25 protein-coding genes are annotated in these 26,399 nt (G+C 67.5%); 16 read left to right on the top strand and 9 right to left on the bottom strand.

The genetic code is table 11. The features are described 5' to 3' along the window. Positions 1-186 precede the first annotated feature (186 nt). Together AU198_RS22190 and AU198_RS22185 are read right to left on the bottom strand one after the other, a co-directional pair. Entirely contained in the window at positions 187-1,566 is a 1,380-nt protein-coding gene (locus AU198_RS22190) for an NAD(P)-binding protein (RefSeq protein ID WP_064350699.1), read from the bottom strand. Then, complete coding sequence (locus AU198_RS22185) at positions 1,567-2,670, bottom strand: epoxide hydrolase family protein (RefSeq protein WP_064350698.1); 1,104 nt, start codon at positions 2,668-2,670, stop codon at positions 1,567-1,569. Between the two features lie 53 nt (positions 2,671-2,723). On the opposite strand from AU198_RS22185, the gene AU198_RS22180 reads away from it, so the two are divergent. From AU198_RS22180 to AU198_RS22165, 4 genes are read left to right on the top strand one after another with little or no spacing between them, the layout of a single operon-like run. Continuing rightward, on the top strand, positions 2,724-3,104 hold the full coding sequence (locus tag AU198_RS22180; protein WP_064350697.1) for a hypothetical protein: 381 nt from the start codon (positions 2,724-2,726) through the stop codon (positions 3,102-3,104). A 12-nt stretch (positions 3,105-3,116) separates the two neighbouring features. Further along, positions 3,117-3,590 carry a hypothetical protein gene (locus tag AU198_RS22175; protein ID WP_064350745.1) on the top strand — a complete coding sequence of 158 codons (474 nt, stop codon included), beginning with the start codon at positions 3,117-3,119 and terminating at the stop codon, positions 3,588-3,590. Positions 3,591-3,594: 4 nt separating this feature from the next. Next, positions 3,595-3,810, top strand: a complete 216-nt coding sequence (locus tag AU198_RS22170; RefSeq protein WP_064350696.1) for a DUF3072 domain-containing protein — start codon at positions 3,595-3,597, stop codon at positions 3,808-3,810. Next, entirely contained in the window at positions 3,807-4,052 is a 246-nt protein-coding gene (locus tag AU198_RS22165; protein ID WP_064350695.1) for a hypothetical protein, read from the top strand. The genes AU198_RS22170 and AU198_RS22165 overlap by 4 nt, the downstream gene beginning before the upstream one ends. 1 nt (position 4,053) lies before the next feature. On the opposite strand, the gene AU198_RS22160 is transcribed toward AU198_RS22165, so the two are convergent. Beyond that, complete coding sequence (locus tag AU198_RS22160; protein ID WP_064350694.1) at positions 4,054-5,523, bottom strand: acetyl-coenzyme A carboxylase carboxyl transferase subunits beta/alpha; 1,470 nt, start codon at positions 5,521-5,523, stop codon at positions 4,054-4,056. A 26-nt stretch (positions 5,524-5,549) separates the two neighbouring features. Here AU198_RS22160 and AU198_RS22155 point away from each other — a divergent pair, with 26 nt between their 5' ends. The 6 genes from AU198_RS22155 to AU198_RS22130 all read left to right on the top strand — a co-directional run bounded on the left by AU198_RS22155 (position 5,550) and on the right by AU198_RS22130 (position 12,217). Further along, a complete protein-coding gene (locus tag AU198_RS22155; protein ID WP_064350693.1) occupies positions 5,550-6,284 on the top strand; it encodes an enoyl-CoA hydratase in 735 nt (244 codons plus the stop codon). Next, complete coding sequence (locus AU198_RS22150; RefSeq protein WP_064350692.1) at positions 6,284-7,402, top strand: MBL fold metallo-hydrolase; 1,119 nt, start codon at positions 6,284-6,286, stop codon at positions 7,400-7,402. The genes AU198_RS22155 and AU198_RS22150 overlap by 1 nt, the downstream gene beginning before the upstream one ends. 81 nt (positions 7,403-7,483) lie before the next feature. Beyond that, positions 7,484-9,085, top strand: coding sequence for a serine hydrolase (locus AU198_RS22145; protein ID WP_064350691.1), 1,602 nt, complete (start codon positions 7,484-7,486; stop codon positions 9,083-9,085). 14 nt (positions 9,086-9,099) lie between these two features. Further along, a complete protein-coding gene (locus AU198_RS22140) occupies positions 9,100-11,484 on the top strand; it encodes a cation-translocating P-type ATPase (protein ID WP_502689317.1) in 2,385 nt (794 codons plus the stop codon). 10 nt (positions 11,485-11,494) lie between these two features. After that, complete coding sequence (locus AU198_RS22135; RefSeq protein WP_064350689.1) at positions 11,495-11,764, top strand: antitoxin; 270 nt, start codon at positions 11,495-11,497, stop codon at positions 11,762-11,764. A gap of 3 nt (positions 11,765-11,767) precedes the next feature. Beyond that, positions 11,768-12,217 (top strand): type II toxin-antitoxin system Rv0910 family toxin, encoded by a 450-nt coding sequence (locus AU198_RS22130; RefSeq protein ID WP_064350688.1) that lies wholly within the window; start codon positions 11,768-11,770, stop codon positions 12,215-12,217. An 18-nt stretch (positions 12,218-12,235) separates the two neighbouring features. Here AU198_RS22130 and AU198_RS22125 read toward each other — a convergent pair whose 3' ends face one another. From AU198_RS22125 to AU198_RS22100, 6 genes are all read right to left on the bottom strand, one after another. Then, positions 12,236-12,523 carry a hypothetical protein gene (locus tag AU198_RS22125; protein WP_156431709.1) on the bottom strand — a complete coding sequence of 96 codons (288 nt, stop codon included), beginning with the start codon at positions 12,521-12,523 and terminating at the stop codon, positions 12,236-12,238. Between the two features lie 85 nt (positions 12,524-12,608). Next, entirely contained in the window at positions 12,609-14,081 is a 1,473-nt protein-coding gene (locus AU198_RS22120) for an acyl-CoA synthetase (RefSeq protein ID WP_064350744.1), read from the bottom strand. Further along, positions 14,078-14,857, bottom strand: coding sequence for an SDR family NAD(P)-dependent oxidoreductase (locus AU198_RS22115; RefSeq protein ID WP_064350686.1), 780 nt, complete (start codon positions 14,855-14,857; stop codon positions 14,078-14,080). The genes AU198_RS22120 and AU198_RS22115 overlap by 4 nt, the downstream gene beginning before the upstream one ends. Before the next feature lie 21 nt (positions 14,858-14,878). After that, positions 14,879-16,423, bottom strand: a complete 1,545-nt coding sequence (locus AU198_RS22110) for an AMP-binding protein (RefSeq protein ID WP_064350685.1) — start codon at positions 16,421-16,423, stop codon at positions 14,879-14,881. Positions 16,424-16,431: 8 nt separating this feature from the next. After that, positions 16,432-17,169, bottom strand: a complete 738-nt coding sequence (locus tag AU198_RS22105; RefSeq protein WP_064350684.1) for a GntR family transcriptional regulator — start codon at positions 17,167-17,169, stop codon at positions 16,432-16,434. Next, a complete protein-coding gene (locus tag AU198_RS22100) occupies positions 17,166-18,773 on the bottom strand; it encodes a Vgb family protein (RefSeq protein ID WP_064350683.1) in 1,608 nt (535 codons plus the stop codon). The genes AU198_RS22105 and AU198_RS22100 overlap by 4 nt, the downstream gene beginning before the upstream one ends. Before the next feature lie 139 nt (positions 18,774-18,912). Here AU198_RS22100 and AU198_RS22095 point away from each other — a divergent pair, with 139 nt between their 5' ends. From AU198_RS22095 to AU198_RS22070, 6 genes are read left to right on the top strand one after another with little or no spacing between them, the layout of a single operon-like run. Continuing rightward, positions 18,913-19,758 (top strand): SDR family NAD(P)-dependent oxidoreductase, encoded by an 846-nt coding sequence (locus AU198_RS22095; protein ID WP_064350682.1) that lies wholly within the window; start codon positions 18,913-18,915, stop codon positions 19,756-19,758. A gap of 10 nt (positions 19,759-19,768) precedes the next feature. Continuing rightward, a complete protein-coding gene (locus AU198_RS22090; RefSeq protein WP_064350681.1) occupies positions 19,769-21,142 on the top strand; it encodes an aromatic ring-hydroxylating oxygenase subunit alpha in 1,374 nt (457 codons plus the stop codon). Between the two features lie 3 nt (positions 21,143-21,145). Next, a complete protein-coding gene (locus AU198_RS22085) occupies positions 21,146-22,990 on the top strand; it encodes a flavin-containing monooxygenase (protein WP_064350680.1) in 1,845 nt (614 codons plus the stop codon). Between the two features lie 2 nt (positions 22,991-22,992). Next, on the top strand, positions 22,993-23,940 hold the full coding sequence (locus AU198_RS22080; protein WP_064350679.1) for an SDR family NAD(P)-dependent oxidoreductase: 948 nt from the start codon (positions 22,993-22,995) through the stop codon (positions 23,938-23,940). Next, positions 23,933-25,240 (top strand): CaiB/BaiF CoA transferase family protein, encoded by a 1,308-nt coding sequence (locus AU198_RS22075; RefSeq protein WP_064350743.1) that lies wholly within the window; start codon positions 23,933-23,935, stop codon positions 25,238-25,240. The genes AU198_RS22080 and AU198_RS22075 overlap by 8 nt, the downstream gene beginning before the upstream one ends. 2 nt (positions 25,241-25,242) lie before the next feature. Then, positions 25,243-26,394, top strand: coding sequence for an acyl-CoA dehydrogenase family protein (locus tag AU198_RS22070; protein ID WP_064350678.1), 1,152 nt, complete (start codon positions 25,243-25,245; stop codon positions 26,392-26,394). The last annotated feature ends 5 nt before the right edge of the window (positions 26,395-26,399 follow it).

The raw sequence follows: 26,399 nt of genomic DNA, 5'->3' as shown, positions 1-26,399 counted from the left end.
CACGCCGACCGCCAAACCGGCATCCCCGGCCGTACAGCCATCACTGACATGACCCCAAAACTCGCGCACAACAAAGGCAAGAGGTGGAAGCGGCACAACAACACTCCTCAATCAAAACGAGTGCTGTTGCATCGACCCCCTGAACCGAAGCGCGAAACTTCGCGCACAAGTTCAGTTTCGGCGGGATCAGGCCTGCGCCAGCAGCGCTTCGAGTTTCTCGTTGACCGCCGGCAGTTCCGACGTGAGCATCGAGATGATCCGGTCGCGCGCGCGCTCGCTGACGTTGGCGGTCACATGGTGCAGCGCGTTGAGCCGCGCGGCGTCGACCCACGCCATCATGTCCGGGTCGGAGAACCACTGCAGCTGATTCTGGTTGAAGATCAACATCATCCGCAGCCAGTCGGTCGGTACATGCGGGTAGGGCACCGGCCGGCACAACGCGTTTCGGGCGTCGTCGTCGGGGTACGCCGTTTCGACGTGAGCGATGACGGCCGCGCTGAACGCCGGCTGACAGGTGCGCACCGTCTGCAGCGCGATGTGGTCGCCGTCGAAGATCGTCGTCACCGGCTCCTTGCCCAAACCGTCTGCGCTGCAGTCGATGTAGAGCACCGATCCGTCGATGTCACGGACGCCGCCGTCCAACGTGATCCGGCCCGGCTCGATCGCCTGGACGTGGCCCATCCGCACGACGTCGGTGATGCGGCGCAGCTCGGACAGCTCGGCCTGCGACAGGATCGCGCACCGGTACATGGTCGGTTCGACGGACCGGTCGATGCGTTGCAGGCAGCCCTTGTCCTCGAGCCGCTCGAACAGGTCAGGAAGCGACTCCGCCTCGCGCACCGCGGCCAATTGGTTGGCGAAATCGCCGATGGTGTACTTCGCGAACTGCCGTCCCGGCTGGATGGCCGCCCGGTCCAGCACCCATGATTCGCGGGGCTTGATCCACGTGATTCGCTCCGGCGCGACGCCGTGCCGCAGCAGCCACAGGCATGAGTCCATCGCCGTCTTCCCTGCTCCCACAACCACATAGCGGTCACGCGGATCGGGCAGGCGCGGCAGGCTGTTGGGCGGCACGACGTGGACGCCGTCGGCGACGGTGTAGGACGGGCGCCGCATCGACGGGACGACGACCTCCACCCGCGTGGTCACCACCCGCCGTGCGGTCACCTCGATGTCCTCGCCGCCGAACGTACGTACCCGCCCGTCGCCGAGGTACTCGCTCATCGGCAGGTACGTCACCCGGCCGGTCGGCAGCAGGTGCTGCGACATCACCGCATCGAAGTACGCGCACACCTCGGCGCCACTGGCCAACTCGTAATAGCCTGCGTTGAGCCCGAATTGATCGACCGTGTCACTGCCCAGCCCACGTGAGTTCACCCCGTAGTAGGCCGACGGCTGGTGCAGCCGCACGAAGGGGTACGCCGTCGTCCAGTGCCCGCCGGGCTGGTCGTTGCGGTCGACCACCACGACCGTCGCATCCGATTCCTGGACCAGCGTGTCGGTGAACGCGAGCCCCATCGCGCCCGCACCCACGACGAGGTAGTCGGCCTGCAGTGTCCGCCCCATCTATCGCAGGCTAGCGAAAAATTTCGCGACGTCGTCGACGTACAGGTCGGGCTGCTCGAACGCCGCGAAGTGACCGCCGCGCGGCATCGTCGTCCAGTGGGTGATGTTGTAACTGTTCTCGCACCAACTGCGCGGGGCTTGCAGGATCTCCTTGGGGAAGGACGCGACACCGGTCGGGAGCTCCACCCGGTCGAATCCGCCGAACGCGTTGAAACTCTCCCAGTACAGGCGGGCCGACGACGCGCCCGATGCGGTCAGCCAGTACAGCATCACGTTGTCGAGCAGCTCGTCTTTGGTCAGCACGTTCTCCGGATGGCCGTCGCAGTCCATCCACGACCAGAACTTCTCCACGATCCACGCGAGTTGGCCGACCGGGGAGTCGACGAGCCCGTAGCCGAGGGTCTGCGGCCGGGTGGACTGTTGTTTGGAATAGCCCGAGTCCCACTTCTGGTAGTAGGAGCCGCGTTCCAGCGCCCGCTGCTCCTCCTCGGTCGGGTTCTCGAGCTTGCCGGGCGGAAATCCGAGCGGCATGTTCAGGTGGATGCCCACGCACCGTCCACCGTTGCGGCCGATCTGCGTAGTCACCGCGGCACCCCAGTCGCCGCCCTGCGCGCCGAACCGCTCGTAGCCCAGCGTGCCCATCAGGGTGTCCCAGGCCGAGGCGATCTTCTCGATGCCCCAGCCCGTCGCCGTCGGCTTCCCGGAGAAGCCATAACCTGGCAGCGAGGGGCAGACCACGTCGAAGCCGCGTTCGGTGAGCGGTTCGATCACCTTGTGGAACTCGACGACCGAGCCGGGCCAGCCGTGGGTGATCAACAACGGGAACGCGTCGGGCCGCGACGAGCGCTGATGGATGAAGTGGATGTCCAGGCCGTCGATTTCGGTGGTGTAGTGGTCGAACCGGTTCAACGCCTCTTCCCGGGCCCGCCAGTCGTATTCCTCGGCCCAGTACCCGGCCAGTTCGCGGGTGTAGTCCAGCGGGATGCCCTGGCTCCAGTCGTCGACGCATTCGGCCTCGGGCCATCGCGTGCGGGCCAGCCGCCCCTTCAAATCTTCGAGAGCTGCGTCGGGAATTGCGATGCGGAACGGGCGGATCGCTGCCATGTCCGGATCTTGTCACGGGATGAATTCCGGCGTCGGCGGGAGTCGATATCTGTATGACGGCGATCGCAACAGTGGGACGGCGGGCGTGCGCCGTGCTCGCGGCCGGCTCGGCCGGCCTACACGCGACGATGCTCGGTCACGCGGAAACCCCGGTCGCGGCGACGCTGATGGCGGCGATGGCCGCGGCATGCCTGTACTGCGCGCGCGACCTGTGGCGCGACGGACGCCAGCGCACGTGGTTAGCCGTCGCACTGATGAACCTGGCCATGATCGCGCTGCACCTGCCCGCGCCCGGCCACCACCACGGCGCGGTGACCACTACCGCTCCGACGACCGTGATGGCACTGGCCACAGTGTTCGCCATGGCCGAGGCGACCGTCGCCGCGGCCGTGCTGTACGTACACAGCCGCGGCAGGGCGGTGGGCGGCCCGTAATAATCGGCGGTGATGTGGACCCCGACGCTCAGTTCGATCGCCGCCACCACGCTGCTGGCCTGTGTCGTGTTCGGAGGCGGCCTCTACGAGACCATCGTCGTCGACCCCGCCTGGCCCGAGCGACCCGGCATCATCCAGGCGCACAACGGCGGGCTCTCGCGCCGGCGGTTCTGGATCCCGGCGCACACCGCCTTCGAGGTGCTGCTGATCCTCGCGCTCGTCGGTTCTTGGTCTCACCCCGACGTGCGCACCGCGCTGCTGGTGGCGCTGGGCAGCCATGCGGTGATGCGCGTGTGGTCACTGGTCGACTTCGTACCGAAGGCCGTGGCGTTCGAGAAGTGCGATCCGGTCGAGGTCGACGAGGCCGCGGGCCTGCGCTGGGTCCGGCGCAGCCGGCTTCGGTTACCGCTGGACCTCGTCACCTGCATCGCGATGCTTGCCGCGCTAGCGGTCGCATATAAACGGGCGATCAGCGGGCATAGCTAGGGCCATGAGTGAGGACGCCGGCCGCGCGCCACAGGAAAATCCGCAGAAGGACCGCTCGGACTGGGTCACCGGTGACGAGCCGATGACCGGTCCGCAGCGCAGCTACTTGACGACGCTGGCCCAGGAGGCCGGGGAGCAGGTCCCCGATAACCTGACCAAGGCCCAGGCCTCCGAGATGATCGACCGGCTGCAACAACAGACAGGACGGAACCAATCATGATCTCGGCGCAGGATGTACGCGCTCTGCTGAAGTCCGAAGAGAAGAATGCCGTACTGGTCGTCATCGAGGGCCGGGTCGAGGTGATCGGTGCGGGCCGGCTCGCGTCGGCCGACTACCGCGGCGCCCTCGAGGTGGTGGCCCGCGACGACCTGGTGCAGCGCCTCGGCGACTCGCCGTCCGACCGCGAAATCGAAGAGCAGGCAGCACAACTCGACACCGCGGTCTCCGAGTTGGGCGGCTGACTCACAGGCCGATCCCTCGGTAACGTGCCAGCCGCGCCTGCAGCCGTTGCTCGCCGGGAACGGCGCGCAGCGCGTGCAGTTCGTTGGCGACGACGGCGGACAACCGCTGCGTGAACTGCAGCGGTTCGTCGGCGGCATCGGGGTTTTCGGGCACGATCACGTCGACGATGCCGTTGCTCAACAGGTCCGCGGACCGAATGCCCTGCGCTGCAGCCAGTTCCGGGGCATGCTCCAGATCGCGGAACACGATCGCACTGGCTCCCTCCGGCGGAAGCGGCGCCAGCCAGCCGTGCAGCGCCGCCAACACCCGGTCGGCGGGCACCATCGCCAACGCCGGCCCGCCGCTGCCCTGACCCAACAGCACCGACACCGTCGGCGTGTCCAGGGTGACCAGTTCGGCCAAACAGCGCGCGATCTCGCCGGCCAGCCCACCCTGCTCGGCCTCGACGGTCAACGCCGGGCCCGCCGTGTCGATCACGAGCACCAGCGGCAGCTGCAGACCTTCGGCCAACGCCATACCCCGCCGCGCCTCACGCAGCGCCGCAGGACCGACCATTCCGCCGACCACACGCTGCTGACCGAGCACCACCGCGGGCTGACCGCCGAATCGGGCCAGCGCGAGTAGCGTCGTCGCCGCCTCGCCCTGTCCCGTTCCCGACAACAGCACCCGGTCGGTCGTCCCGTGCCGCAACAGATATCCCACACCGGGCCGGTCCGGGCGCCGCGACGCCTCCACCGACTCCCACGCAGGCACGTCGGGCAGCGGACCCAGCTCCGGCGGCGGAGGCGGTGGATCCGCGGGATCGGCAACCACGGTCAGCGTCCGGTTCAGCGTCGCGCGCAGCGCCTCGAGCGGCACCACCCCGTCGATGACGCCGTGGCGGTGCAGGTTCTCGGCGGTCTGGATGCCTTCGGGGAACGGCTCGCCGTAGAGGTGTTCGTACACTCGCGGGCCGAGGAAGCCGATCAGCGCGCCGGGCTCGGCGCCGGTCACATGCCCCAGCGATCCCCACGACGCGAACACCCCGCCGGTCGTGGGATGCCGCAGGTACACCAGATACGGCAGGTGTGCGCGTTTGTGCAGTTCGACGGCCGCTGCGATCTTGACCATCTGCAGGAAGGCGACGGTGCCCTCCTGCATCCGGGTGCCGCCCGAACTGGGTGAGGCCAGCAGCGGCAGTCGTTCGGCAGTGGCCCGTTGCACCGCCGCGGTGATCCGCTCGGCCGCCGCCACCCCGATGGATCCGGCCAGGAAGTCGAACTCGCAGAGCACCAGCGCGACGCGACGGCCGACGACCGTCCCCTCGCCGGTCACCACCGACTCGTCCAACCCCGTCCGTGCGGCCGCGGCGGTCAACGCCCGCCGATAGTCGTCGTCGGCCCCGACGTCGAGCGGGGGGCCGTCCCAACTGCGGAACGACCCGCGGTCCAGCACGGAATCGCACACCTGGAGGGCACCGATCCGGCTCATCACGCGAGCGTATATAGGCTGGCGACATGATTGGTGTGACCCGCGACGGCCACGTGATGACCCTGGAGATGCAGCGTGCCGAGCGCCGCAACGCGCTGAACGCCGAACTCGTCGACGGGCTCCGCGAAGCGATTGAGAAGGCGACCGCCGAGGACGTCCGCGCGATCGTGCTGACCGGCCAGGGCCACGTCTTCAGCTCCGGCGCCGACCTCTCCGGCGGCCAGGGGGTGGCCGACGAGCTGCCCGACAAGGCCCGGGCGCTCAACCTGGCCATCGACGCGGCACCCGTACCGGTCATCGGCGCCATCAACGGACCCGCGATCGGCGCCGGGGTCATCCTGTCGATGATCTGCGACCTGCGCGTCGTCGCCCCCGAGGCGTACTTCCAGTTCCCCGTCGCCAAATACGGCATCGCACTGGACAACTGGAGTATCCGGCGGTTGACGTCGCTGGTCGGGGCGGGCAAGGCCCGGGGCATGCTGCTGGCAGCCGAGCGGCTCACCGCCGACGCCGCACTGCAGACCGGGATGGCCAACCGCATCGGCACGCTGGAGGATGCGCAGGCCTGGGCGCAGGAGATCGCCGGCTTCGCGCCGCTGGCGCTGCAGCACGCCAAGCGGGTACTCAACGACGACGGCGCCTACGAGGACCCCTGGCCCGCGCACAAGGATCTGTTCGATCGGGCGTGGGCGAGCCAGGACATCATCGAGGCTCAGGTTGCCCGCATCGAGAAGCGACCCCCGAGGTTCAAGGGGGCCTGATGATCCGGTCGGCTCTACGCATCGGCTTCGGCACGGCCTCACTGCTGGCCGGCGGATGGCTGGTACGCGCGTTGCAGGGTGCGCCCGCGGCGCTGGGCGCTTCGCCCGCCGAGATCGAACGCGTCGCACAGCGCTCCCCGAATTACCGCGACGGCGTGTTCGTCAACCTCGAACCGGCGTCGATGATGAGCATCGACGCCGAACAGCAGCGCCTGCTCGTGCGCGAGTTGATCGGATCGCGTGGTACTGCGCGGCCCGGCGGCAAGATTCCCGTCGTCGCCCCGTCTCCCACCGACCCCGCGTCGACCCAGTTGTCGGCCTGCTGGTTCGGTCACTCCTCGGCGCTCGTGGAACTCGACGGCTACCGCGTGCTGGCCGACCCGGTGTGGAGCCGCCGGTGCTCGCCGTCTCAGACGGTCGGTCCCGAGCGGATGCACGAGGTGCCCGCTCCGCTCGAGGCGCTGGCCGCCGTCGACGCGATCATCGTCAGCCACGACCACTACGACCACCTCGACATGGACACGATCACCGGGCTGGCCCGCACTCAGCGGGCGCCGTTCGTCGTTCCGCTCGGTATCGGGGCGCACCTGCGCAAATGGGGCATACCGGAGAGCCGGATCGTCGAACTCGACTGGAACGAGAGCCACACGATCGGCGAGCTCACCCTGGTGTGCACCCCGGCGCGGCACTTCTCCGGTCGCCAGTTCACCCGCAACACCACGCTGTGGGCATCCTGGGTGATCATGGGCCCGCGCCACCGGGCCTTCTTCGGCGGCGACACCGGATACACCAAGAGTTTCGCCCAGATCGGCATGGACCACGGGCCGTTCGACATGACGCTGCTGCCCGTCGGCGCCTACCACCCGGCGTGGCCGGACATCCACATGAACCCCGAAGAGGCGGTCAAGGCGCACCTCGACGTCGCCGAGGCCGACCGAGGGCTGCTGGTGCCGATCCACTGGGCCACGTTCCGGCTCGCGCCACACCCGTGGGCCGAACCGGTCGAGCGGCTGCTGCGGGCGGCCGACGCGGAGAAGGTGCAGATCGCGGTGCCCAAGCCCGGTCAACGGGTCCGGTTGGACGCGGCGCCGACGCTCGACCCGTGGTGGCGGTTCTAGCCCCGCTTGCCCAGGCATTCTGCAAACCCAGTGGCGGTTCGATAACCACAACAGCGCGCTCGCCGGGTTACCGTTCAGCTCATGAAAGCACTGGCCAGGCTGGCTGTCGTCGGGGTGCTGCTCGTCGCGGGCTGCGGTGCCGATCGTCCCGAACCCGATCGCCCGTCACAGCCGTCCTCGCCGGGCGCGCAGCCCGACGTCCCGCCGCCGCTGGTGCCCGCGATGCCGCTACCGGAGAACGCGGTGGACAACGCGGTGGCCGAAATCGACGGCATGGCCGAGGATCTGATGCGGAAGTCGGGGATCCCCGGTATGGCGGTCGCCGTCGTCCATGGCGGGAAGACGGTGTACGCCAAGGGGTTCGGAGTCAGGGACGCCACCAAGCCGGACGGGGACGAGAACCGGGTCGACCCCGACACGGTGTTCCAACTCGCCTCGGTGTCGAAGTCGCTGGCGGCGACAGTGGTTGCCCATCAGGTCGGTGTGGGCGCCGTCAGCTGGGACACCCCGATCGTGTCCGAACTGCCGTGGTTCGCCTTGTCCAACCCGGTGGTCACCTCGATGGTCACCGTCGGGGACATGATGTCGCACCGGTCCGGGCTGCCCGATCACGCCGGCGACATGCTCGAGGACCTCGGGTACGACCGCAGACAGGTGCTGGAACGGTTGCGCCAGCTTCCGCTGGACCCGTTCCGGATCTCCTACGCCTACACCAACTTCGGGTATACAGCCGGCGCCGAGGCCGTCGCGGTCGGTGCGGGCAAGCCGTGGGAGGTGCTGGCCGACGAGGTGCTGTTCCGTCCGCTCGGCATGGGGCAGACCAGCTACCGGTTCACCGACTATCGGGCCCGACCCAACCGCGCGGTCGGCCACATCCACATGGACGGGCGCTACGAACCGGCCTTCGTCCGTGACGCCGACCCGGAAGCGCCGGCGGGCGGGGCGAGTTCGTCGGTCAACGACATGACCCGATGGCTGGCCATGGTGCTCGCCAACGGCGGCCATGAAGGCAACCAGATCGTCGCCTCGAAGGCCCTGCTGCCCGCGCTCACCCCGCAGATCGTGTCGAGCCCGGCCACCGAACCCGCGGCCAGGTCGGGCTTCTACGGGTTCGGATTCAACGTCAGCTCGACATCGGCGGCGCGTATGGAGCTGAGCCACTCGGGCGCCTTCGAGCTGGGCACCGGTACGACCTTCCTGATCCTGCCGTCGGCCGACGTCGCAATCGTCGCGCTCACCAACGCCACCCCTTCGGGTGTGCCCGAGGCATTGGCTGCGCAGTTCGCCGACCAGGTGCAGTTCGGCGAGGTGCGCGAGGACTGGTACGGCCTCTACAGCGCGGCGTTCGCCGACATGGAGAAGCCGGTCGGGTCACTGGCCGGCAAGCAGCCGCCGGCCAACCCGGTACCGGCTGCGCCGCTTGCGTCGTACGTCGGCACGTACCGTAACGACTACTGGGGGCCCGCCCGGGTCACCGAACGAGACGGTGAGCTGCGGTTGGCGCTGGGCTCGAAGCTCGACGTGCCGCTCGAGCACTGGGACGGAAACACTTTCACGTTCTCCTTCATCACCGAGAACGCGCCGCCGGGAACGGTTTCTACCGCGGTGTTCGATGGCGTCGACCGCGACAAGCTGACGCTGGAGTATTTCGACACATTCAAGAAGGGCACGTTCGTCAAGTGACCGCCGCACCCGAAATACAGGCCACCGGGCTGACCGAAGCCGAGGTCGCGCAGCGCATCGCCGACGGCAAGACCAACGACGTCCCGACGCGGGCGGCGCGCAGCGTATCCGACATCGTGCGGGCCAACGTGTTCACCCGCATCAACGCGATCCTCGGGGTGTTGCTGATCATCGTGCTGTCCACCGGCTCGATCATCAACGGCGCCTTCGGATTGCTGATCATCGCCAACAGCGGCATCGGCATCATCCAGGAACTGCGCGCCAAGCGGACGCTGGACAAGCTGGCGATCGTCGGTCAGGCGAAACCGTTGGTGCGCAGGCAGATCGGCACGGGCTCCGCCGCCCAGCAGCTCAGCCCCAGCGACATCGTCCTCGACGACATCATCGAGCTCGGGCCCGGTGACCAGATCGTCGTCGACGGTGAGGTGGTGGAGGACGTCAACCTCGAGGTCGACGAGTCGCTGCTCACCGGGGAGGCCGATCCGATCGCCAAAGACGTTGGCGACCAGGTCATGTCGGGCAGCTTCGTCGTCGCGGGCACCGGCGCCTACCGCGCCACCAAGGTCGGCCGGGAAGCATACGCCGCCAAGCTCGCAGAGGAGGCCAGCAAGTTCACGCTGGTGAACTCCGAACTGCGCAGCGGTATCAACAAGATCCTGCAGTTCATCACGTACCTGCTGATCCCCGCCGGGCTGTTGACCATCTACACCCAGCTGTTCACCACGGAATCCGGTTGGAAGCGCTCAGTGCTGGCGATGGTGGGCGCGCTGGTGCCGATGGTGCCCGAAGGTTTGGTCCTGATGACGTCGATCGCGTTCGCGGTCGGAGTGATTCGGCTGGGCCGCAGACAGTGTCTGGTCAACGAGCTGCCCGCAATCGAAGGCCTGGCCCGCGTCGACGTCGTCTGCGCCGACAAGACCGGCACACTGACCGAGAACGGTATGCGCGTCTCGGATCTCGAGCGGCTCGACGCGGCTGACGTGGCAAACATCCTGGCGCAGCTCGCCGCCGACGACGCCCGCCCGAACGCGAGCATGCAGGCCATCGCCGAGGCGTACAAGATGCCCCCAGGCTGGACGGCGACGGCCACCGCGCCGTTCAAGTCCGCCACCAAGTGGAGCGGCGCGTCCTACGGCGAGCACGGCAACTGGGTGATCGGCGCGCCCGACGTGCTGTGCGCACCCGGCTCGCCGATCGCCGAACAGGCCGAACGGATCGGCTCCTCCGGGCTACGGGTGCTGTTGCTCGGGGCCACCGACCTGCCCGTCGACCACGCCGACGCTCCCGGGACCGTGACCCCCGCCGCTCTGGTCGTCCTCGAGCAGCGGGTGCGGCCCGACGCGCGCGACACCCTCGATTACTTTGCCTCCCAGAAGGTCTCGATCAAGGTCATCTCCGGGGACAACGCGGTATCGGTGGGAGCGGTCGCGGGATCACTGGGCCTGCACGGCGAGTGCATGGATGCCCGGCACTTGCCGGAGGTCACCGACGAACTGGCCGATGCCCTCGAGTCGCACACCACCTTCGGCCGGGTCCGCCCCGACCAGAAGCGCGCGATGGTCCACGCCCTGCAGTCCCGGGGACACACGGTCGCGATGACCGGCGACGGCGTCAACGACGTACTCGCCCTCAAGGACGCCGACATCGGTGTCGCGATGGGGTCGGGCAGCTCGGCATCACGCGCGGTGGCTCAAATCGTGTTGCTGGACAACAAGTTCGCGACGCTGCCGTATGTCGTCGGCGAGGGACGGCGGGTGATCGGCAACATCGAACGCGTCTCGAACCTGTTCTTGACCAAGACCGTGTACTCGGTGCTGCTCGCGACGTTCGTCGGCCTGGCCGGCCTGGCGTCGAAGTTCTTCGGCACCGACCCGCTGCTGTTCCCGTTCCAGCCGATCCACGTCACGATCGCGGCGTGGTTCACGATCGGCATCCCGGCGTTCATCCTGTCGCTGGCGCCGAACAAGGAACGCGCGCACCCCGGATTCGTGAAACGTGTGATGACGGCGGCCCTGCCGTCGGGGCTGGTCATCGGTGTCGCGACGTTCGTCTCGTATCTGGCCGCGTATCAGGGTCGCGAAGCCACGGCCGTCGAGCAGACCCAGGCCTCGACCGCGGCTTTGATCACCCTGCTGGTCGGGGCGATCTGGGTGCTGGCCGTCGTGGCGCGGCCCTACGAGTGGTGGCGGGTGGCCTTGGTCGCGGTCTCCGGGTTGGCCTACGTCGTGATCTTCTCCATACCGCTGGCGCAGGAACTGTTCATGCTCGACATCTCCAACGTCAAGACGACGTCGATCGCGCTGGGAATCGGCGTGGTCGCCGCCGCCGCGATCGAGGTGATCTGGTGGGTGCAGGGCGCGGTGTTGGGAGAGCGACGTCGGCTGTGGCGTGCCGAGTAGCCTCTAGTGCATGGCATTTCTCGACAAGGTGAAGAATCTGCTGGCCCGCAACGCCGACAAGGTGGACACCGCGATCGACAAGGCCGGTGACATCGTCGACCGCAAAACGCAGGGCAAATATGCTCAGCACGTCGACAAGGTCCAGGACGCGGCGCGCAACTACGTGAACAAGGACAACCCGTCTGCGCAGGGCGGACCGCAGCAGCCGCCCCAGGCACCGCCGCCACAGCAGCAACCGCCTCAGGCTCCGCCGCAGCAGCAGCCACCGCAGCAGCCCTGAGCCATGGCCAAACTCTCCGTATCCGTCGACGTCCCCCTGCCGCCGGAGCAGGCGTGGTCGTGCGCATCCGACCTCGCCCGTTACAAAGAGTGGCTGAGCATCCACCGGGTGTGGCGCAGCAAGCTGCCTGAAACGCTCGAGAAGGGCACGACGCTGGAGTCGATCGTCGAAGTCAAGGGCATGCCGAACCGGATCAAGTGGACGATCGTGCACTACCGTCCGCCGGAGGCGATGACGCTCAACGGCGACGGTAAGGGCGGCGTGAAGGTCAAACTGATCGGCAAGGTGCGACCGGCCCAGAAGGAGCCCATCGGATCGACGGTCACGTTCGACGTGCACCTCGGCGGTCCCGCGCTGTTCGGCCCCATCGGCATGGTGGTCGCCGGAGCCCTCAGAAGCGATATCCAGGAGTCGCTGAACCGGTTCAAGTCGGTGTTCGCGCCGGCCCAGTAGGCGGGTCGGTCCGTCGCGTCAGAGCGAGCCGGCGGCCAGGGCGTACTCGCCGAACGGCCGGGCCGCTGCCTCTCGGCCGAGGCGGCGCTTCTCGAGGCTGCTGTCGAGAAAGACGGTGGCCCTCGCACCGACGAGGTGGAGCAGCGCGAGAACTCCGGCCGTCAGGGCGACGGTCGAATGCCCGATGAGGAACGCGGCGAGGCAGGCGGTCGAGGCCAACAACGCCATCGCATGCAGAAGCAGCGCCAGCGTGGCCAACCCGTCGGAGGCGGGCGACCCGTCGGCGGTCGGCATGTGGTCGGTCATCGTCATCCTTCGCTAGAGCAGCCCGCTTGATACCCCTGCCGAATGAGCGCCAAACCAAGATCGTCTGTGATGACGGACACAGCTGCTACCGCGGCACCGAGCGCACCCGGTCGCGCAGCTCCCGCTTGAGCACCTTGCCGTAGCTGTTCTTCGGCAATTCGTCGATGAACTCATAGCGTTTCGGGCGCTTGAACCGGGCAATGCGATCGAGCAGGTGTGCATCCAACTCGTCTGCCGACGCCGACCCGACGATGAACGCGACCACCACCTCGCCCCACTCCTCGTCCGGCGCGCCGACCACGCCGGCCTCGACGACACCCGGATGTTCGAGGAGCACCTCCTCGACCTCGCGGGGATAGATGTTGCTGCCGCCGCTGATCACCACATCCTTGGACCGGTCGCGCAGCGTGAGCAGGCCACGGTCGTCGAACGAGCCCATGTCACCGGTGTGCAACCAGCCGTCCTGCAGCGTCGCGGCGGTCGCCTCGGGGTTCTGCCAGTAGCCCGACATCACGACGTCGCCGCGGCAGACGATCTCGCCGATCTCGCCGACCTCGGCGGGCGTTCCGTCGGCCCGGCGCACGGTCACATCCACCCCGGAGCGCGCATAGCCGACCGATCCGAGAACGGCGTCGTCGGTGCCGACGTGATCGGCTCGGCGCAACCCTGTGATGGTCATCGGCGCTTCCCCCTGGCCGTACAGCTGCACGAAGACCGGGCCGAACGCGGCCATCGCCTTCTTCAGGCTCTCGACGTACATCGGGCCGCCGCCGTAGACGATGGTCCGCAGATTCGGCGGACAAGCGCGACCGGTCTGCACCAGGCGCTGCACCATGGTGGGCGCGAGGAATGCGCCGCACCCGGGATGGTGCTCACACAGGTCGAGGAACTCGTTCGGCTCGAACGCGCCCGACTCGGGGATCACCTGGCGCGCCGCGCGCAGCACGTACGGCGGAATGTAGAGCCCCGAGCCGTGCGACATCGGCGCGCCGTGCACCAGGGCGCAGTTCTCGTCGGGAGAGTCGAAGTCGGCCAGGTGTGACACCGTCATCGCCATCAGGTTGCGGTGCGACAGCATCGCGCCCTTGGACTTGCCGGTCGTTCCGCTGGTGTAGAACAGCCAGGCCAGGGTCTCCGGATCGGTGGTGGGCGGTTCCGAAGACTCTGCGGTGAAACAGGTTTCGTAGCCGTCGGTGCCCACGACCGTTATCGGGACCCCCGTCTCCGATTCGAGCGCTGATGCGATCTTCGGTGAGGCGAACACCCGCGCGGCACCGGAATCCTCGAGGATCTGCACCATCTCGCGCGGGTGCAGCTTGTAGTTGATGGGCACGTACACACATTCGGCGGCCCACACTCCGAACATCAGCTCGATGATCTCCGGACAATTCTCGCTGGCGACGGCGATCCGCGTGCCGGGCGCACCGAGCGAGGCGGCCAGCCGCAGGGATCGCTCCCGCAGCTGTGCCCACGTTTGGTGTTGCCGCTCACCGTGATACACCGCACCGCGGGCACCGAAGCGGCTCGCGGCCTGATCGAGCAGCGCGAACAGGTTCACTGCCGGGCCACCCATTCGGCGTTCAGCGCGAAGTCCGACAGGTACTTCGTCGAACTCCAGCCGCCGTCGACGACGATCGTCTGCCCGTTGATGAAACTCGCACCCTCCGAACACAGGAACGCCACCGTGCTGGCGATGTCGTTCACCTCGCCCAACCGCGGGTACGGGGTCATCTCGGTGTTGATCTTGCGGAACCGCTCATCTTCGAGTCGCGTCGCCACCATCGGCGTCAGCGTCACCCCGGGAGCCACTGCGTTACAGCGGATTCCCTGCGGACCGTACTGGCATGCGATGTGCTGAGTCAGCGAGGTCAATCCGCCCTTGGCCGCGGAGTACGCGCCACCGCGCAGCCCGCCGACGACGGCGAACGTCGAGGTCACGTTGACGATCCCCGAGCCGGCCTCCATGTGCGTGATCACGTCGCGGGCCAACCGGAACGGTGCCCGCAGCATCAATCCCAGGAAGTAGTCCAGGGATTCGTCGTCGGTTTCGTGCAACGGCTTGGGGCTGCCGACGCCGGCGTTGTTGACCAGGAAGTCGATACGACCCCACCGGTCCAGCGCGGTCTGCACGATCCGCTGCGGAGCATCGTCGGCGGTGAGGTCGACCGCAACCGTCGCGACGCGGTCGGGGTCACCGACGGCCTTCGCCAACCCGGCGAGCCTCGTCTCGTCGCGGCCGGTGCCCAGCACCGCCATGCCCGCCTCGGCCAGTTTGGTCGCACAGCCGAACCCGATGCCGCTGCTCGCCCCGGTCACGATCGCTACCTGAACCATTCTTGCTCCTCGCGTCCGCGGTCATATCAGCGCCGCTCGTATCCGATGCTTCAACACTTTCCCGGCGTCGTTCTTGGGCAACGACTCCCACACCGCCACCTGCTCGGGTGCTTTGAACCGGGCCACGCCGTGCTCCTCGAGCATCGTTCGCATGGCGGTGACATCCGGCGGAGGCTGGTCACTGGCCACCACGACGGCGCACGCCCGCTCACCGGTGCGCTCGTCCGGCACGCCGACGATCGCGATCTCCGCGATGCCCGGATGTCCGATGAGGATGTCCTCGATCTCCTTGGGCGAGATGTTCTCCCCGTTGCGGATGATGATGTCCTTGGCGCGGCCGGTCACGACGAGAAAGCCGTCGTCGACCCACCGGCCGAGATCGCCTGTGCGGAAGTGGCCTTCGTCGTCGAATACGGTGGTCTCGTCTTCGGGATGCAGGTAGCCGACGAGCATCTGCGGCCCGCGGGCGCAGATCTCGCCGTCGACGAGTTTGACGTCGGCGATCCCCGGTCGCCCGTCGGTGTCGGCGGCGTGGTCGGCGTCGTCCAAGGAGCCGACCGTGGTCACCGGAACCTCGGTGGAACCGTAGACGCGCGATACCGCGGCGTTGTCGAAATAGGCGGTGGCGCTTCGGATCAGCGACGATGGCACCGATGCGCCCCCGCAGATGAAGACCTTCAGCTCGGGTAGCCGCGTCCCGGCGCGCTCGGCCGCGCCGAGCAACCCGTCGAGGAACGGTGTGGCCCCGGCCATGTGCGTGACCCGCTCGTCGAGCATCAACGCCACCGCGGCGTCGGGATCCCAGCGTTGCATCAGCACGGCCGTACTACCCAGCAGCAGGGGGCATTCGAACGCGTAGATCGACCCGCCGATGTGCGCGATCGGAGAGGGCACCAGGAATGTGTCCCCGGCCGCGACGCGCCAATGCCGGCCGATCTGACGGATCAGGGCGTGGACCGAGTTATGAGTGTGCAGCACGCCTTTCGGCCGACCGGTCGTCCCCGAGGTGTAGAGGATCATGCGCACCGTGTCCGCGTTCAACACCGGCAACACACCCGTGCCCCCGCCGTCGAGGAGTGATTCGAACGGCGTGTGATCGCCCGCGTCCCCCCGTACGACGACGACTTCGGGCGGCGCGGACATTGCGCCGGTCACGCGGTCGAGCATTGCGACGTAGTCGTGTTTGTTGAAGTCGGACGGCACGAAGACCGCGCGGACGTCGGCGTCGCGGAGAATGAAGGCCAGTTCGCGATCGCGCAGCGAGGGCAGGATCGGGTTGACCACCATGCCGGCCAAGGTCGCCCCGTGGTAGATGACCGCGGCCTCGTACCAGTTCGGCAGCATGAACGACACCACGCTGCCGGCGGGCATCCGCGACATCAACGCGTGTGCCAGTGCCACGGCCCGGTCATGCAGTTCGCGGCAGGTGAGTCGGATGTCGCCGTCCACCAACACGGTTCGCTCGGGCGTCGAGGTGGCCGCGTCGCGCAGTGCGTCGGCCAGCGTGTCGTGCACCCACAGCCCGCGCCGGTAGGCATCGGCGCTGCGCTTCTCGTCGACCCGCACGGTTCGGCCTAGCCCTTGATCCGGCGCATCGTCATCGAGTGCCGGTACCGCGACGACGGATGGGTGTTGATGGTCACCTGCGCGATCTCGCCGTCGGAGGTCGTGTAGGCGCGGCGCATCTTCAGAGCGGCGCTGCCCGCATCGACTTTGAGTGCCGTGGCGAGCTCCGGTGAAACGGTGATGGCCGCCATCTCCTGATGCACCTCGACGATGCTGACCCCGAACAGATCCTCGATCAACGGGAAGATCGGTCCCGAATGGCGTTGCAGCAGACGCCCGACCGCAGCGAACGCCCGATTGATGTAGTACTCGGTGGTGCACATGGGGGTGTCGCTGCCCTCGGCCTGCCGGCATCCGCGGACCGCGAGCCACTGCGTACCGGCCGTCAATCCGGTGTGCTCGGCCAGTTCCTCGTCGACGGTGACCATCGCGTTGGACTCGATCGTGAGCTGTGCCCCCGCCGCGAACGCCAGCAGGTCGTCGATCGAAACGACGTCCTGGGCATAGGAATTGGAGGCGGGGCGGGGAACCACGAGGGTGCCGGCGCGTGGCCGCGACGCGATCAGGTTGTCCTCCCGCAGCCGGCGCAACGCCTCGCGGACGGTGTAGCGGCTGACCGCGAACCGTTCGCACAGCTGTTGTTCGGTGGGCAGCTGCGAGCCGACGGGGTAGATCCCGTCGACGATCTCCTTGCGCAGGGTCCGCGCCACCTGCAGGTAGCGATGGTCGGTGGGGCTGACGGTCATGTGCGCCGCAGCGCGAGCACGCTGCCCTCGCCGTCGGCCGACACATACAGTGTGCCGTCGGGGCCGACGGCGATACCCGCGAACGGTCCCTGCGGTCCGGAGAACGGCGGCATGCCCTTGAGCGGCTTGGGCTGCACACCCGGAGGCGGACCCACCGGCAGATCCGACGCGATCGTGGTGCGCGCGTCGGTGGCCAGGTTCACCGCGACGACCTCCTTGGCGCCGGCGTCGACGATGTAGAGCACCCCGTCGGCGACCGCGATGCCCTGCGGCCGCCGCAGACCGTCGACCACGGTTTCTGGGGTATCGCCGACCGTGAGCACCCGTCCCGCCCCCGATTCGGCGACCAGCAAGCGGCCGTCGTCGTCGAAGATCACCCCGACCGGATCCCGCAGATCCGACGCCAGCACCTCGGTGCCGCCCGACCCCAGCGCGTGGACCCGGCCGGTGCCGAGCTCGGTGAACACGATCCGCTCACCCGGGCCGACCGCCACACCGTAGAGCTGGTCGAAACCGTCCGCGAGATAATCGGTCAAGCCATCGGCGGGGCGGTACCGACCGATCTGACCACCCGAGGTGGACACCACGAACGCCCCGCCCGCAACAGGTGCCACCCCGCGAAGGAAGCCGGGGTAGCCGGGGGAGAACAGCATGCCGACCGTCTGCAGCGAGCCGCCATCGCCGACGGTGTAGAAGTAGGTGCCGTCGGCGACGTAGAGCCGGTCGTCCTCGCCCACCGCCAGATCGAGCGGCCAGTTCAACCCGCCGCCGAGCAGTGTGCGGGTCTCGCCGACACCGACGATCTCGGTGATCTCCCCGGTGAAGTTCGAGACGAACAGCCGGTCCCCGACGAACGTCAGGTTGTCCAACCCCGGGTTGAGCTGCGCCAGAAGCGTTTTCTCGCCACTTCGGGGATCGATGCGCAGCACCTGGCCGCTGGCCACCTGTGTGGAGACCAGATTGCCCTGCGGGTCGAACTTCACCGCATCGGGCACGCCGAGGTCCGCGGCCACCCGTTGCGGCTCACCGCCATTGGGGTCGATGCGCCAGATCTCATTGGCCGTCATCAACGGGTAGTACAGCAAGCCGTCCGGACCCACCTCCATGGCGTTCGGTGACGGCAGGTCCTGCAACAGAATCCGCTCGGCACCCGTACCACGGTCGAGTTCCATCAGCCGCCCGCCGTCGCGGCACTCGTTGACGAACAAGCGATCCCGATGCACGGTGATGCCGTTCGCGCATGGCAGGTCGTCGCGCAGCACCCGGGTGCGGCCCGCGGCGTCACGCACGCTGACTCGTCCGTCCATCACCTCGGTCGCGAACAGGTTGCCGTCGCCGTCGAAGGCGACGTCGTCGGGGGCGACGATGTCGCCGCCCTTGGCGCTGACGGTCTCGAGGTTTCCGGTGCCCAGATCCAGCGCGCTGATCTGGCTGCCCGTCACCTGGGCCACGTAGACGCGGCCGTCGGGGCCGGTGCGCAGACCGTTCGCGCCGAACAGCCGGCTCGGGGCGGTGATCCGGTCGACGCGCCACCCCTCGGCGCCGGTCGGATTGCCACCCGGATAGCGAGACTGCTGCAAGGACCCCGTCGCCGATCGCGTCATGACCTGGCACGTTAGCAAGGCTGCTTAGTCCAGACAATAGGCCTTCAGAGAAGGTTTTCGGCCCTTGACTCGTCGATTCGCGCTGGGGAATAGTGTTCTGCAACATGGAGAGCACTATTCGTTGTCCGGACAAATAGCGATGGGCGACCTTCTGAGGCTGGACGGCCGCGTCGTCGTGGTCTCGGGTGCGGGCGGCGGCGGAATCGGCACCACGATCACCCGGATGGCGGCCGAGGCAGGCGCCACGGTGGTGGCCGTCAGCCGGTCGAAAGAGAACCTCGACGAACACGTCGGGCCGCTGGCCGACCAGGGTCTGCCGGTCGTTCCGGTCTCCGCCGACGCCTCCACCGACGAGGGCATCGCCACCGTGATGGAGCAGGTCCGGCGAACCGATGGGGATCTCTACGGACTGGTGAACATCGCAGGCGGCGCGGCCCCGTCGACATGGATGCCGTCGACCCGGGTGACGCGCGAGGACTGGCGGGCGTTATTCGCCGCGAACCTCGAGACGGCGTTCTTCATGAGCCAGGCCGTCGCGGCCGAGATCCGCGCCGGGGGCAAGCCCGGATCCATCGTCTCGGTGTCGTCGATCAGCGGGATGAACACCGCGCCGTTCCACATCGCCTACGGCACAGCGAAGGCGGCGGTGGTCGCGATGACACGCACCATGGCAGCCGAGTTGGCGCACGACGACATCCGTGTCAACGCGGTGGCGCCGGGGGTGACCGAGACCGCCGCGTCGCGCACCTACGTCGACGTCGACCCCGACCGGGATCGGCGCGCGATCGCGATGGGCAGGCGCGGTCGGCCCGAAGAACAGGCGGGGGCCATCTTGTTCTTGCTCTCGGACCTGTCGAGCTACATCACCGGGCAGACGATTCTCGTCGACGGTGGGCTCAACCTGAAGTGGACGCACCTCGGTGCCGACAACACGTCGCTGTTCTTGAAAGACGAAACCTTCCGCGCAGAGATCAGTCGGTTCTAAGGAGTTTGAGATGACCGATACGCAGGACCGTGAAGTAGAAGTGCCGGAGGAGCTTTCGGAGCCGTTGACGATCCCCGTCGAGGCGTACGTCTCGGAGGAGTACGCGCGCGCGGAGCGGGACAAGCTGTGGCGCAAGGTGTGGCAGCAGGTCGGTCGCGTCGAGGAACTGCCCGAGGTCGGCAGTTACCTGACCTACGACGTCCTCGACGACTCGATCATCGTCGTGCGCACGGGGGCAAACGAGTTTCGGGCGCACCACAACGTGTGCATGCACCGCGGCCGCCGCCTCGTCGACACCCCCGACGGGGAGAAGAACGCCGTCGGCCGCGCCCGCAAGTCGTTCGTCTGCGGATTCCACGGCTGGACATACGGTCTCGACGGCGCCTGCACCCACATCCGCGAACAGGACGACTGGAAGGGCACGCTCACTCCGGAGAACACCCATCTCGTTCCGGTCCGGGTCGACACCTGGGGCGGCTGGCTGTTCATCAACATGGATCCCGACTGCGAACCCCTTGCCGACTACCTGTTCCCGGCCGCCAAGATCCTCGACCCGTTCGGGCTGGAGAACATGCGCTACAAGTGGCGCAAATGGCTGCATTTCGACTGCAACTGGAAGGTCGCGCTGGAGGCTTTCAACGAGACCTACCACGTGTTCACCACGCATCCGGAATTCAACAAGTTCGGCGAGTTCAAGGGGTGGGCCAAGGCGCAGGGCCGACACAGCAACATCGGGTACGACGCGCCCAAGGACATGGAGGCCACCAAGTCCAAGATCCGGCTGGGCACCGGCGACGATCCGCGCGTCTCCACCGCGGAGATGCAGATGTACACCTGGGAGCAGACCAACGCGACCACCACCGAGACGCTGGTGAATGCGGCCAAGCGGCTGGTCGACGAACTGCCCGAGGGCACGCCTCCCGACAAGGTCCTCGAGCACTGGCTGACCTCGGCCCGCCGTGACGACGAGGCCCGCGGCGTCATCTGGCCGACCATTCCGTCCGACATCCTCGGGCAGGCCGGCACGGCGTGGCAGATCTTCCCGAACTTCCAGATCGGCCAGGGGCTGACGACCGCGTTGTGTTACAGCGCCAGGCCGCACCCGAGCTACGACCCCAACAAGTGCATCTTCGAAGTGGCGACCCTGGAGTTGTTCCCGAAGGACCAAGAGCCGCAGACACATTGGGAGTACACGCCCAAGGACAGCCCGAACTGGCTGTCGGTGCTGCCCCAGGACTTCTCGAACATGGCCGCGGTGCAGCAGGGCATGAAGTCGCTGGGCTTCCCCGGCACCAAACCCAACCCGTACCGCGAGCGCAGCACCGTGAACCTTCACTATCAGTTGTCCAAGTACATGGGCACCGGCGAACCGAAAGAGCTCTGAGCCATGACAATGTTCGACACCTGCGGTCCCACCCAGACGCCCGACGACATCGACATCGATGCGCTTCGGGAGAAGTACGCCCAGGAGCGGGCGAAAAGGCTTCGGCCCGAGGGCTCCAAGCAGTACGTCGAGTTGACCGACGACTTCGCCGGCTACTACGAGGTGGACCCGTACACGCCCGTCACACCGCGTGACCCGATCGTCGAGGACATCGACGTCGCGGTGCTCGGCGGCGGCTTCGGCGGGCTGCTGTCGGCAGCGCACCTGAAGAAGGCGGGCGTGGAGGACGTCCGCATCATCGAGCTGGGCGGCGACTTCGGCGGCGTCTGGTACTGGAACCGGTATCCGGGCATCCAGTGCGACAACGAGTCCTATTGCTATATACCGCTTCTGGAAGAGCTCGATTACATCCCGACCAAGAAGTTCGCCGACGGCCCCGAGATCTACGAGCACTGCCGGCGCATCGGCAAACACTTCGGCCTCTACGACTCGGCGATCTTCTCCACCCAGGTCCGCGACATGCGCTGGGACGAGGAGATCAAGCGGTGGCGCCTGGCCACCAACCGCGGCGACGACATCCGCGCGCGGTTCGTGGTGCTGGCGTCGGGGCCGTTTCACCGGCCGAAACTCCCCGGCATCCCGGGCATGAAGGACTTCAAGGGACACAGCTTCCACTCGTCGCGGTGGGATTACGACTACACCGGCGGCGACTACACCGGCGGCATGGACAAGCTGGCCGACAAGCGCGTCGCGATCATCGGCACCGGCGCCACCAGCATCCAGGTGGTGCCGTTCCTGGCCCGAGATGCCAAGCACCTGTATGTCTTCCAACGCACCCCGTCGACGGTCGATGTGCGTAACAACGCCACCACCGATCCGGAATGGGTCAAGACCCTGCAGCCCGGATGGCAGAAGGAGCGGCAGCGCAACTTCCACTCGTGGACGTTCGAGGGCATGGCGCTGGGGCAGCCGGACCTGGTGTGCGACTTCTGGACCGAACTCGGCCGCAACACCGCGGCGAGGGTGCTCTCGCTCGAGGATCCGAGCACGATGACGCCCGAACAGTTCATGGCGATCCGCGAGGAAGAGGACTACAAGATCATGGAGCGGCTGCGCCGCCGGATCGCCGAGATCGTCGAGGACACCGACACCGCCGAGGCTCTCAAGCCGTACTACCGCTTCCTGTGCAAGCGGCCGCTGTCCAACGACGACTATCTGCCTGCCTTCAACCGGCCCAACGTGACGCTGGTCGACGTGTCCGATTCCAAAGGGGTCGAACGGATCACCGAGAAGGGCATCGTCGCCAACGGACAGGAGTACGAGGTCGACTGCATCATCTACGCCAGCGGCTTCGAGATCACCACCGAGATCAGCAGGCGCTATTCGATCGATGCGATCGAAGGTCGCGATGGCATGTCGCTCTACGACTACTGGCACGACGGCTACAAGACGCTGCACGGCATGACGAGCCGCGGTTTCCCGAATCAGTTCTTCACCGGATTCACCCAGGTCGGCATCTCGGCCAACATCGCGGCCAACTACGAACTGCAGGGCGAGCACATCGCCTACATCATCGCCGAGGCGTTGAAGCGGGGCGCGACCGTCGTCGAGCCCACGCCCGAGGCCCAAGAGCAGTGGTGCCGGACCATCCGCGAATCAGCCGTCGACAACTCGGCTTTCGATGCGTCCTGCACCCCGGGCTACTACAACAACGAGGGCGGCGGTGGCGGGGAGGGCATCCGCTCACACCTCGGCGAGCCGTACGGCCCGGGCTTCTACGCGTTCGGCGATCTGCTGAAGGAGTGGCGCGACAAGGGCGATCTCGATGGCCTGGTACTCGACAAGTAGCGATGGGTGAGCTGCGCTTCGACGGTCGGGTGGCCGTCGTGACCGGCGGCGGCAGGGGACTGGGCCGCTCATACGCCATGCTGCTCGCGGAGCGGGGCGCCAAGGTCGTCGTCAACGATCCCGGCGGCAGCCTAGCCGGCGAGGAATACGATCCTGTCCACCCGCCGTCCGATAGTCCCGGCCCCGCCGAAGAAGTGGTGCGCGAGATCACCGCTGCCGGAGGCGAAGCCGTGGTCAACACCGACTCGGTGGCGAGCCCGGCCGGTGGTGAGGCGATCGTCGAGACGGCCCTGGAGCACTACGGGCGCGTCGACATCCTGATCCACAACGCCGGCATCGTGCGCCGCGCTCCGCTCGCCGAGATGACGTACGACGACTTCGAAGCGGTGCTCGATGTCCACCTTCGTGGCGCGTTCCACGTTGTGCGCCCGGCCTTTCCGTCGATGTGCGACGCCGGCTACGGCCGGATCGTGCTGACGTCCTCGATCGGTGGCCTGTACGGCAATCACGGCGTCGCCAACTACGCGGTGGCCAAGGCGGGTGTGGTCGGGCTGTCCAACGTGGCCGCGATGGAGGGCGCCGCCCACGGCGTCAAGAGCAACGTGATCGTGCCCGCCGCGGTGACCCGGATGGCCGAGGGCATCGACACGTCGGCGTATCCGCCGATGGGCGCGGAGCTGGTCGCACCGGCGGTGGGATGGCTGGCGCACGAATCATGTTCGATCACCGGTGAAGCCCTGATCGCGCTGGCCGGCCGGATCGCGCGGGCCGTGGTCGCGGAGACGCCGGGGGTCTATCGACCGTCGTGGTCGATCGAGGAGGTCGGGTCTCAGATCGGCGCGATCCGCGACCTGTCCGAACCCGTGGTGTTCCCCGTGGTGCCCGACGGGCACGGCGACCACATCAAGTACAGCTTCGCGATGGCGCAGAAGGGCGATGTCGATGCCTAGCGGCCCGTTGACCGGCGTGCGTGTCGTCGACCTCACGGCGATGGTCATGGGTCCGTACTGCACCCAGATCATGGCGGACATGGGCGCCGACGTCATCAAGGTCGAACCGCCGCAAGGCGATAACACCCGCTTCATCTCCGTGGGCCCCTCGCCGGGGATGAGTGGGGTGTTCGTCAACGTCAACCGCGGCAAGCGCAGCGTGGTGCTGGACCTGCAGACCGAACACGGAAAGGCGGCGATGCGCGCGCTCATCGAACGGTCCGACGTGTTCATCCATTCCATGCGTGCCAAGGCGGTCGCCAAGCTGGGGTTCGGCTACGACGACGTCGCGGCCATCAATCCCACGATCGTCTACACCAACTGCTACGGCTACGGCCGCCGCGGGCCCGACCGCGACCGCCCCGCCTACGACGACACCATCCAGGCCGAGGCCGGATTGCCCGCGGTGCAAAAGCAATTGACCGGGGAGGCCGATTTCGTCGGCACGATCATGGCCGACAAGGTCGGCGGGCTGACCGCCCTCTACGCGACGATGATGGCACTGTTTCACCGTGAGCGCACCGGGGAGGGCCAGGAGGTCGAGGTCGCCATGTTCGAGACGATGGCGTCGTTCATGCTGGTCGAACATGCCAACGGCGCCATGTTCGACCCCCCACTCGGTCCCGCCGTGTACCCGCGAACCGTCGCACCGAACCGCAGGCCGTACCGCACCAGCGACGGGTACATCGCCGCGCTGATCTACAACGACAAACACTGGAACGCGTTCATCGACGCTGTGCAGCCCGCGTGGAACAACGAGACCTACGCCACGCTGGAACAACGCGCCCACAACATCGATGTCGTGTACGGGCTGCTGGCCCAGACCATGACGGAACGCACCACCGCCGAATGGCTCGACCTGTTCGGGAAACTCGAGATTCCCGCCGCGCCGCTGAACACCCCCGACGCGCTGTTCGACAACGAACATCTGAACGCGGTCGGACTCTTCGAGACCGTCGAGACCGCGGACGGGCCGGTGCGCTTCCCCGGGGTGCCGACGTGGTTCTCCCGCACCCCCGGAAAGGTCGCGGGCCCAGCTCCGACGCTGGGCGCCGACACCGACAGTGTCCTCCAAGAGCTCGGTGACCTGGGCCTGGCCGCGGCAGCGCCCGAGTCGGCGTCCGCGCCCGAGCCCGCTGGCACGCCTCAGCCCGCCGAGCCCCCTCCCGCCGAGCCCCCTCCCGCCGAGACTGCGGTTTCTGAGGGAAACGGGCCGAATCTGGTCAAAAACCGCAGTTTCGGCGCGTCGGAGGTGGGGTGAGCATGGACTTCGAGATGGGCGCCAAGGCCGCGGAGTTACGCGGTGAGCTCCGCGCGCTGGTCAAAGAGCATGTCCCCGAGAACTATCTGGGCGCGTTCACCGACGACCCCTCCGATCTCGAGATCGCACAACGGTTCTGCCGCATGCTGGCCGAACGCGAACTGCTGTGCCTGTCGTGGCCGAAGGAGTTCGGCGGTGGTGGGGCCTCGGTGTGGGAGCAGACCGTCGTCCGCGAGGAGATGTGGGCGCACCACGAACCGCGCGGCGCCCAGTACATGGGCGTCAACTGGGTCGGCCCGATCATCATGCGTCACGGCACCGAGGAGCAGCAGCGCAAACACCTGCCGCCGATTGCGCGCGGTGAAGTCATCTGGTGCCAGGGCTTCTCCGAACCCGAAGCCGGCTCCGATCTCGCATCGCTGCGCACCGCGGCGCGTCGCGACGCCGACGGCTGGCTGGTGAGCGGGCAGAAGATCTGGACGTCGTACGCGACGATGGCGCAGTGGTGCTTTCTGCTGGCCCGGACCTCACGGGGTGAGAAGAAGCAGCAGGGCCTCACGATTTTCCTTGTGCCGATGGACGATCCGGCGATTCAGGTCCGGCCGATCCGCTGCATGATGGGCCCGCATCACCTCAACGAGGTGTTCTTCGACGACCTGCGGGTCACCGAGGCAGACGTGCTCGGAACGGTCGACGCGGGATGGTCGGTGGTGCAGGACGTGATGGCGTTCGAGCGGGTCGGCATCGCCCGGTATGCACGCTGCGAACGACTGCTGGCCGCGGCGCCCACAGTGCTCGGCGACCGCTGGGACGACCTGCCGGGAGAGCTGCGGGGGCGGTGGGTGCGGATGCTGACGCATTGCCGGCGGTCCCGGCTGATGGCGTACCGCGTGGTATCGCTGCAGAGCAGCGGACGAATCCAGCCGGGTGACGCCGCGGCTTACCGGATCGCGGTCACCAAGCTCGACCAAGACAGCGCCGAAGTCCTCATGGACATCGCGGCAGAGGTGTCACACGACGACCCCCGGGCCTCCTGGTTCCTCGGCGAGGTCGAGGACCACTGGAAGTATTCGCAGGCCTCGACCGTGTCGTCCGGCAGCATCGAAATGCAGCGAATCCTGCTGTCGCGGGCCATGTTGGCGGCGTCGAAATGAGCGAG

The organism is Mycobacterium sp. GA-1199 (genome assembly GCF_001500045.1).
Taxonomy (GTDB): domain Bacteria; phylum Actinomycetota; class Actinomycetes; order Mycobacteriales; family Mycobacteriaceae; genus Mycobacterium.
The sequence above is the reverse complement of the archived record's forward strand: the minus strand, read 5'-3'. Positions and strand labels throughout refer to the sequence as shown.

Excerpts from the sequence above, each read along its gene's own strand:
- AU198_RS22190 (WP_064350699.1), bottom strand. The coding sequence starts at position 1,566 with ATGGGGCGGACACTGCAGGCCGACTACCTCGTCGTGGGTGCGGGCGCG.
- AU198_RS22185 (WP_064350698.1), bottom strand. The coding sequence starts at position 2,670 with ATGGCAGCGATCCGCCCGTTCCGCATCGCAATTCCCGACGCAGCTCTC.
- AU198_RS22180 (WP_064350697.1), top strand. The coding sequence starts at position 2,724 with ATGACGGCGATCGCAACAGTGGGACGGCGGGCGTGCGCCGTGCTCGCG.
- AU198_RS22175 (WP_064350745.1), top strand. The coding sequence starts at position 3,117 with ATGTGGACCCCGACGCTCAGTTCGATCGCCGCCACCACGCTGCTGGCC.
- AU198_RS22170 (WP_064350696.1), top strand. The coding sequence starts at position 3,595 with ATGAGTGAGGACGCCGGCCGCGCGCCACAGGAAAATCCGCAGAAGGAC.
- AU198_RS22165 (WP_064350695.1), top strand. The coding sequence starts at position 3,807 with ATGATCTCGGCGCAGGATGTACGCGCTCTGCTGAAGTCCGAAGAGAAG.
- AU198_RS22160 (WP_064350694.1), bottom strand. The coding sequence starts at position 5,523 with ATGAGCCGGATCGGTGCCCTCCAGGTGTGCGATTCCGTGCTGGACCGC.
- AU198_RS22155 (WP_064350693.1), top strand. The coding sequence starts at position 5,550 with ATGATTGGTGTGACCCGCGACGGCCACGTGATGACCCTGGAGATGCAG.
- AU198_RS22150 (WP_064350692.1), top strand. The coding sequence starts at position 6,284 with ATGATCCGGTCGGCTCTACGCATCGGCTTCGGCACGGCCTCACTGCTG.
- AU198_RS22145 (WP_064350691.1), top strand. The coding sequence starts at position 7,484 with ATGAAAGCACTGGCCAGGCTGGCTGTCGTCGGGGTGCTGCTCGTCGCG.
- AU198_RS22135 (WP_064350689.1), top strand. The coding sequence starts at position 11,495 with ATGGCATTTCTCGACAAGGTGAAGAATCTGCTGGCCCGCAACGCCGAC.
- AU198_RS22130 (WP_064350688.1), top strand. The coding sequence starts at position 11,768 with ATGGCCAAACTCTCCGTATCCGTCGACGTCCCCCTGCCGCCGGAGCAG.
- AU198_RS22125 (WP_156431709.1), bottom strand. The coding sequence starts at position 12,523 with ATGACCGACCACATGCCGACCGCCGACGGGTCGCCCGCCTCCGACGGG.
- AU198_RS22115 (WP_064350686.1), bottom strand. The coding sequence starts at position 14,857 with ATGGTTCAGGTAGCGATCGTGACCGGGGCGAGCAGCGGCATCGGGTTC.
- AU198_RS22105 (WP_064350684.1), bottom strand. The coding sequence starts at position 17,169 with ATGACCGTCAGCCCCACCGACCATCGCTACCTGCAGGTGGCGCGGACC.
- AU198_RS22100 (WP_064350683.1), bottom strand. The coding sequence starts at position 18,773 with ATGACGCGATCGGCGACGGGGTCCTTGCAGCAGTCTCGCTATCCGGGT.
- AU198_RS22095 (WP_064350682.1), top strand. The coding sequence starts at position 18,913 with ATGGGCGACCTTCTGAGGCTGGACGGCCGCGTCGTCGTGGTCTCGGGT.
- AU198_RS22090 (WP_064350681.1), top strand. The coding sequence starts at position 19,769 with ATGACCGATACGCAGGACCGTGAAGTAGAAGTGCCGGAGGAGCTTTCG.
- AU198_RS22085 (WP_064350680.1), top strand. The coding sequence starts at position 21,146 with ATGACAATGTTCGACACCTGCGGTCCCACCCAGACGCCCGACGACATC.
- AU198_RS22080 (WP_064350679.1), top strand. The coding sequence starts at position 22,993 with ATGGGTGAGCTGCGCTTCGACGGTCGGGTGGCCGTCGTGACCGGCGGC.
- AU198_RS22075 (WP_064350743.1), top strand. The coding sequence starts at position 23,933 with ATGCCTAGCGGCCCGTTGACCGGCGTGCGTGTCGTCGACCTCACGGCG.
- AU198_RS22070 (WP_064350678.1), top strand. The coding sequence starts at position 25,243 with ATGGACTTCGAGATGGGCGCCAAGGCCGCGGAGTTACGCGGTGAGCTC.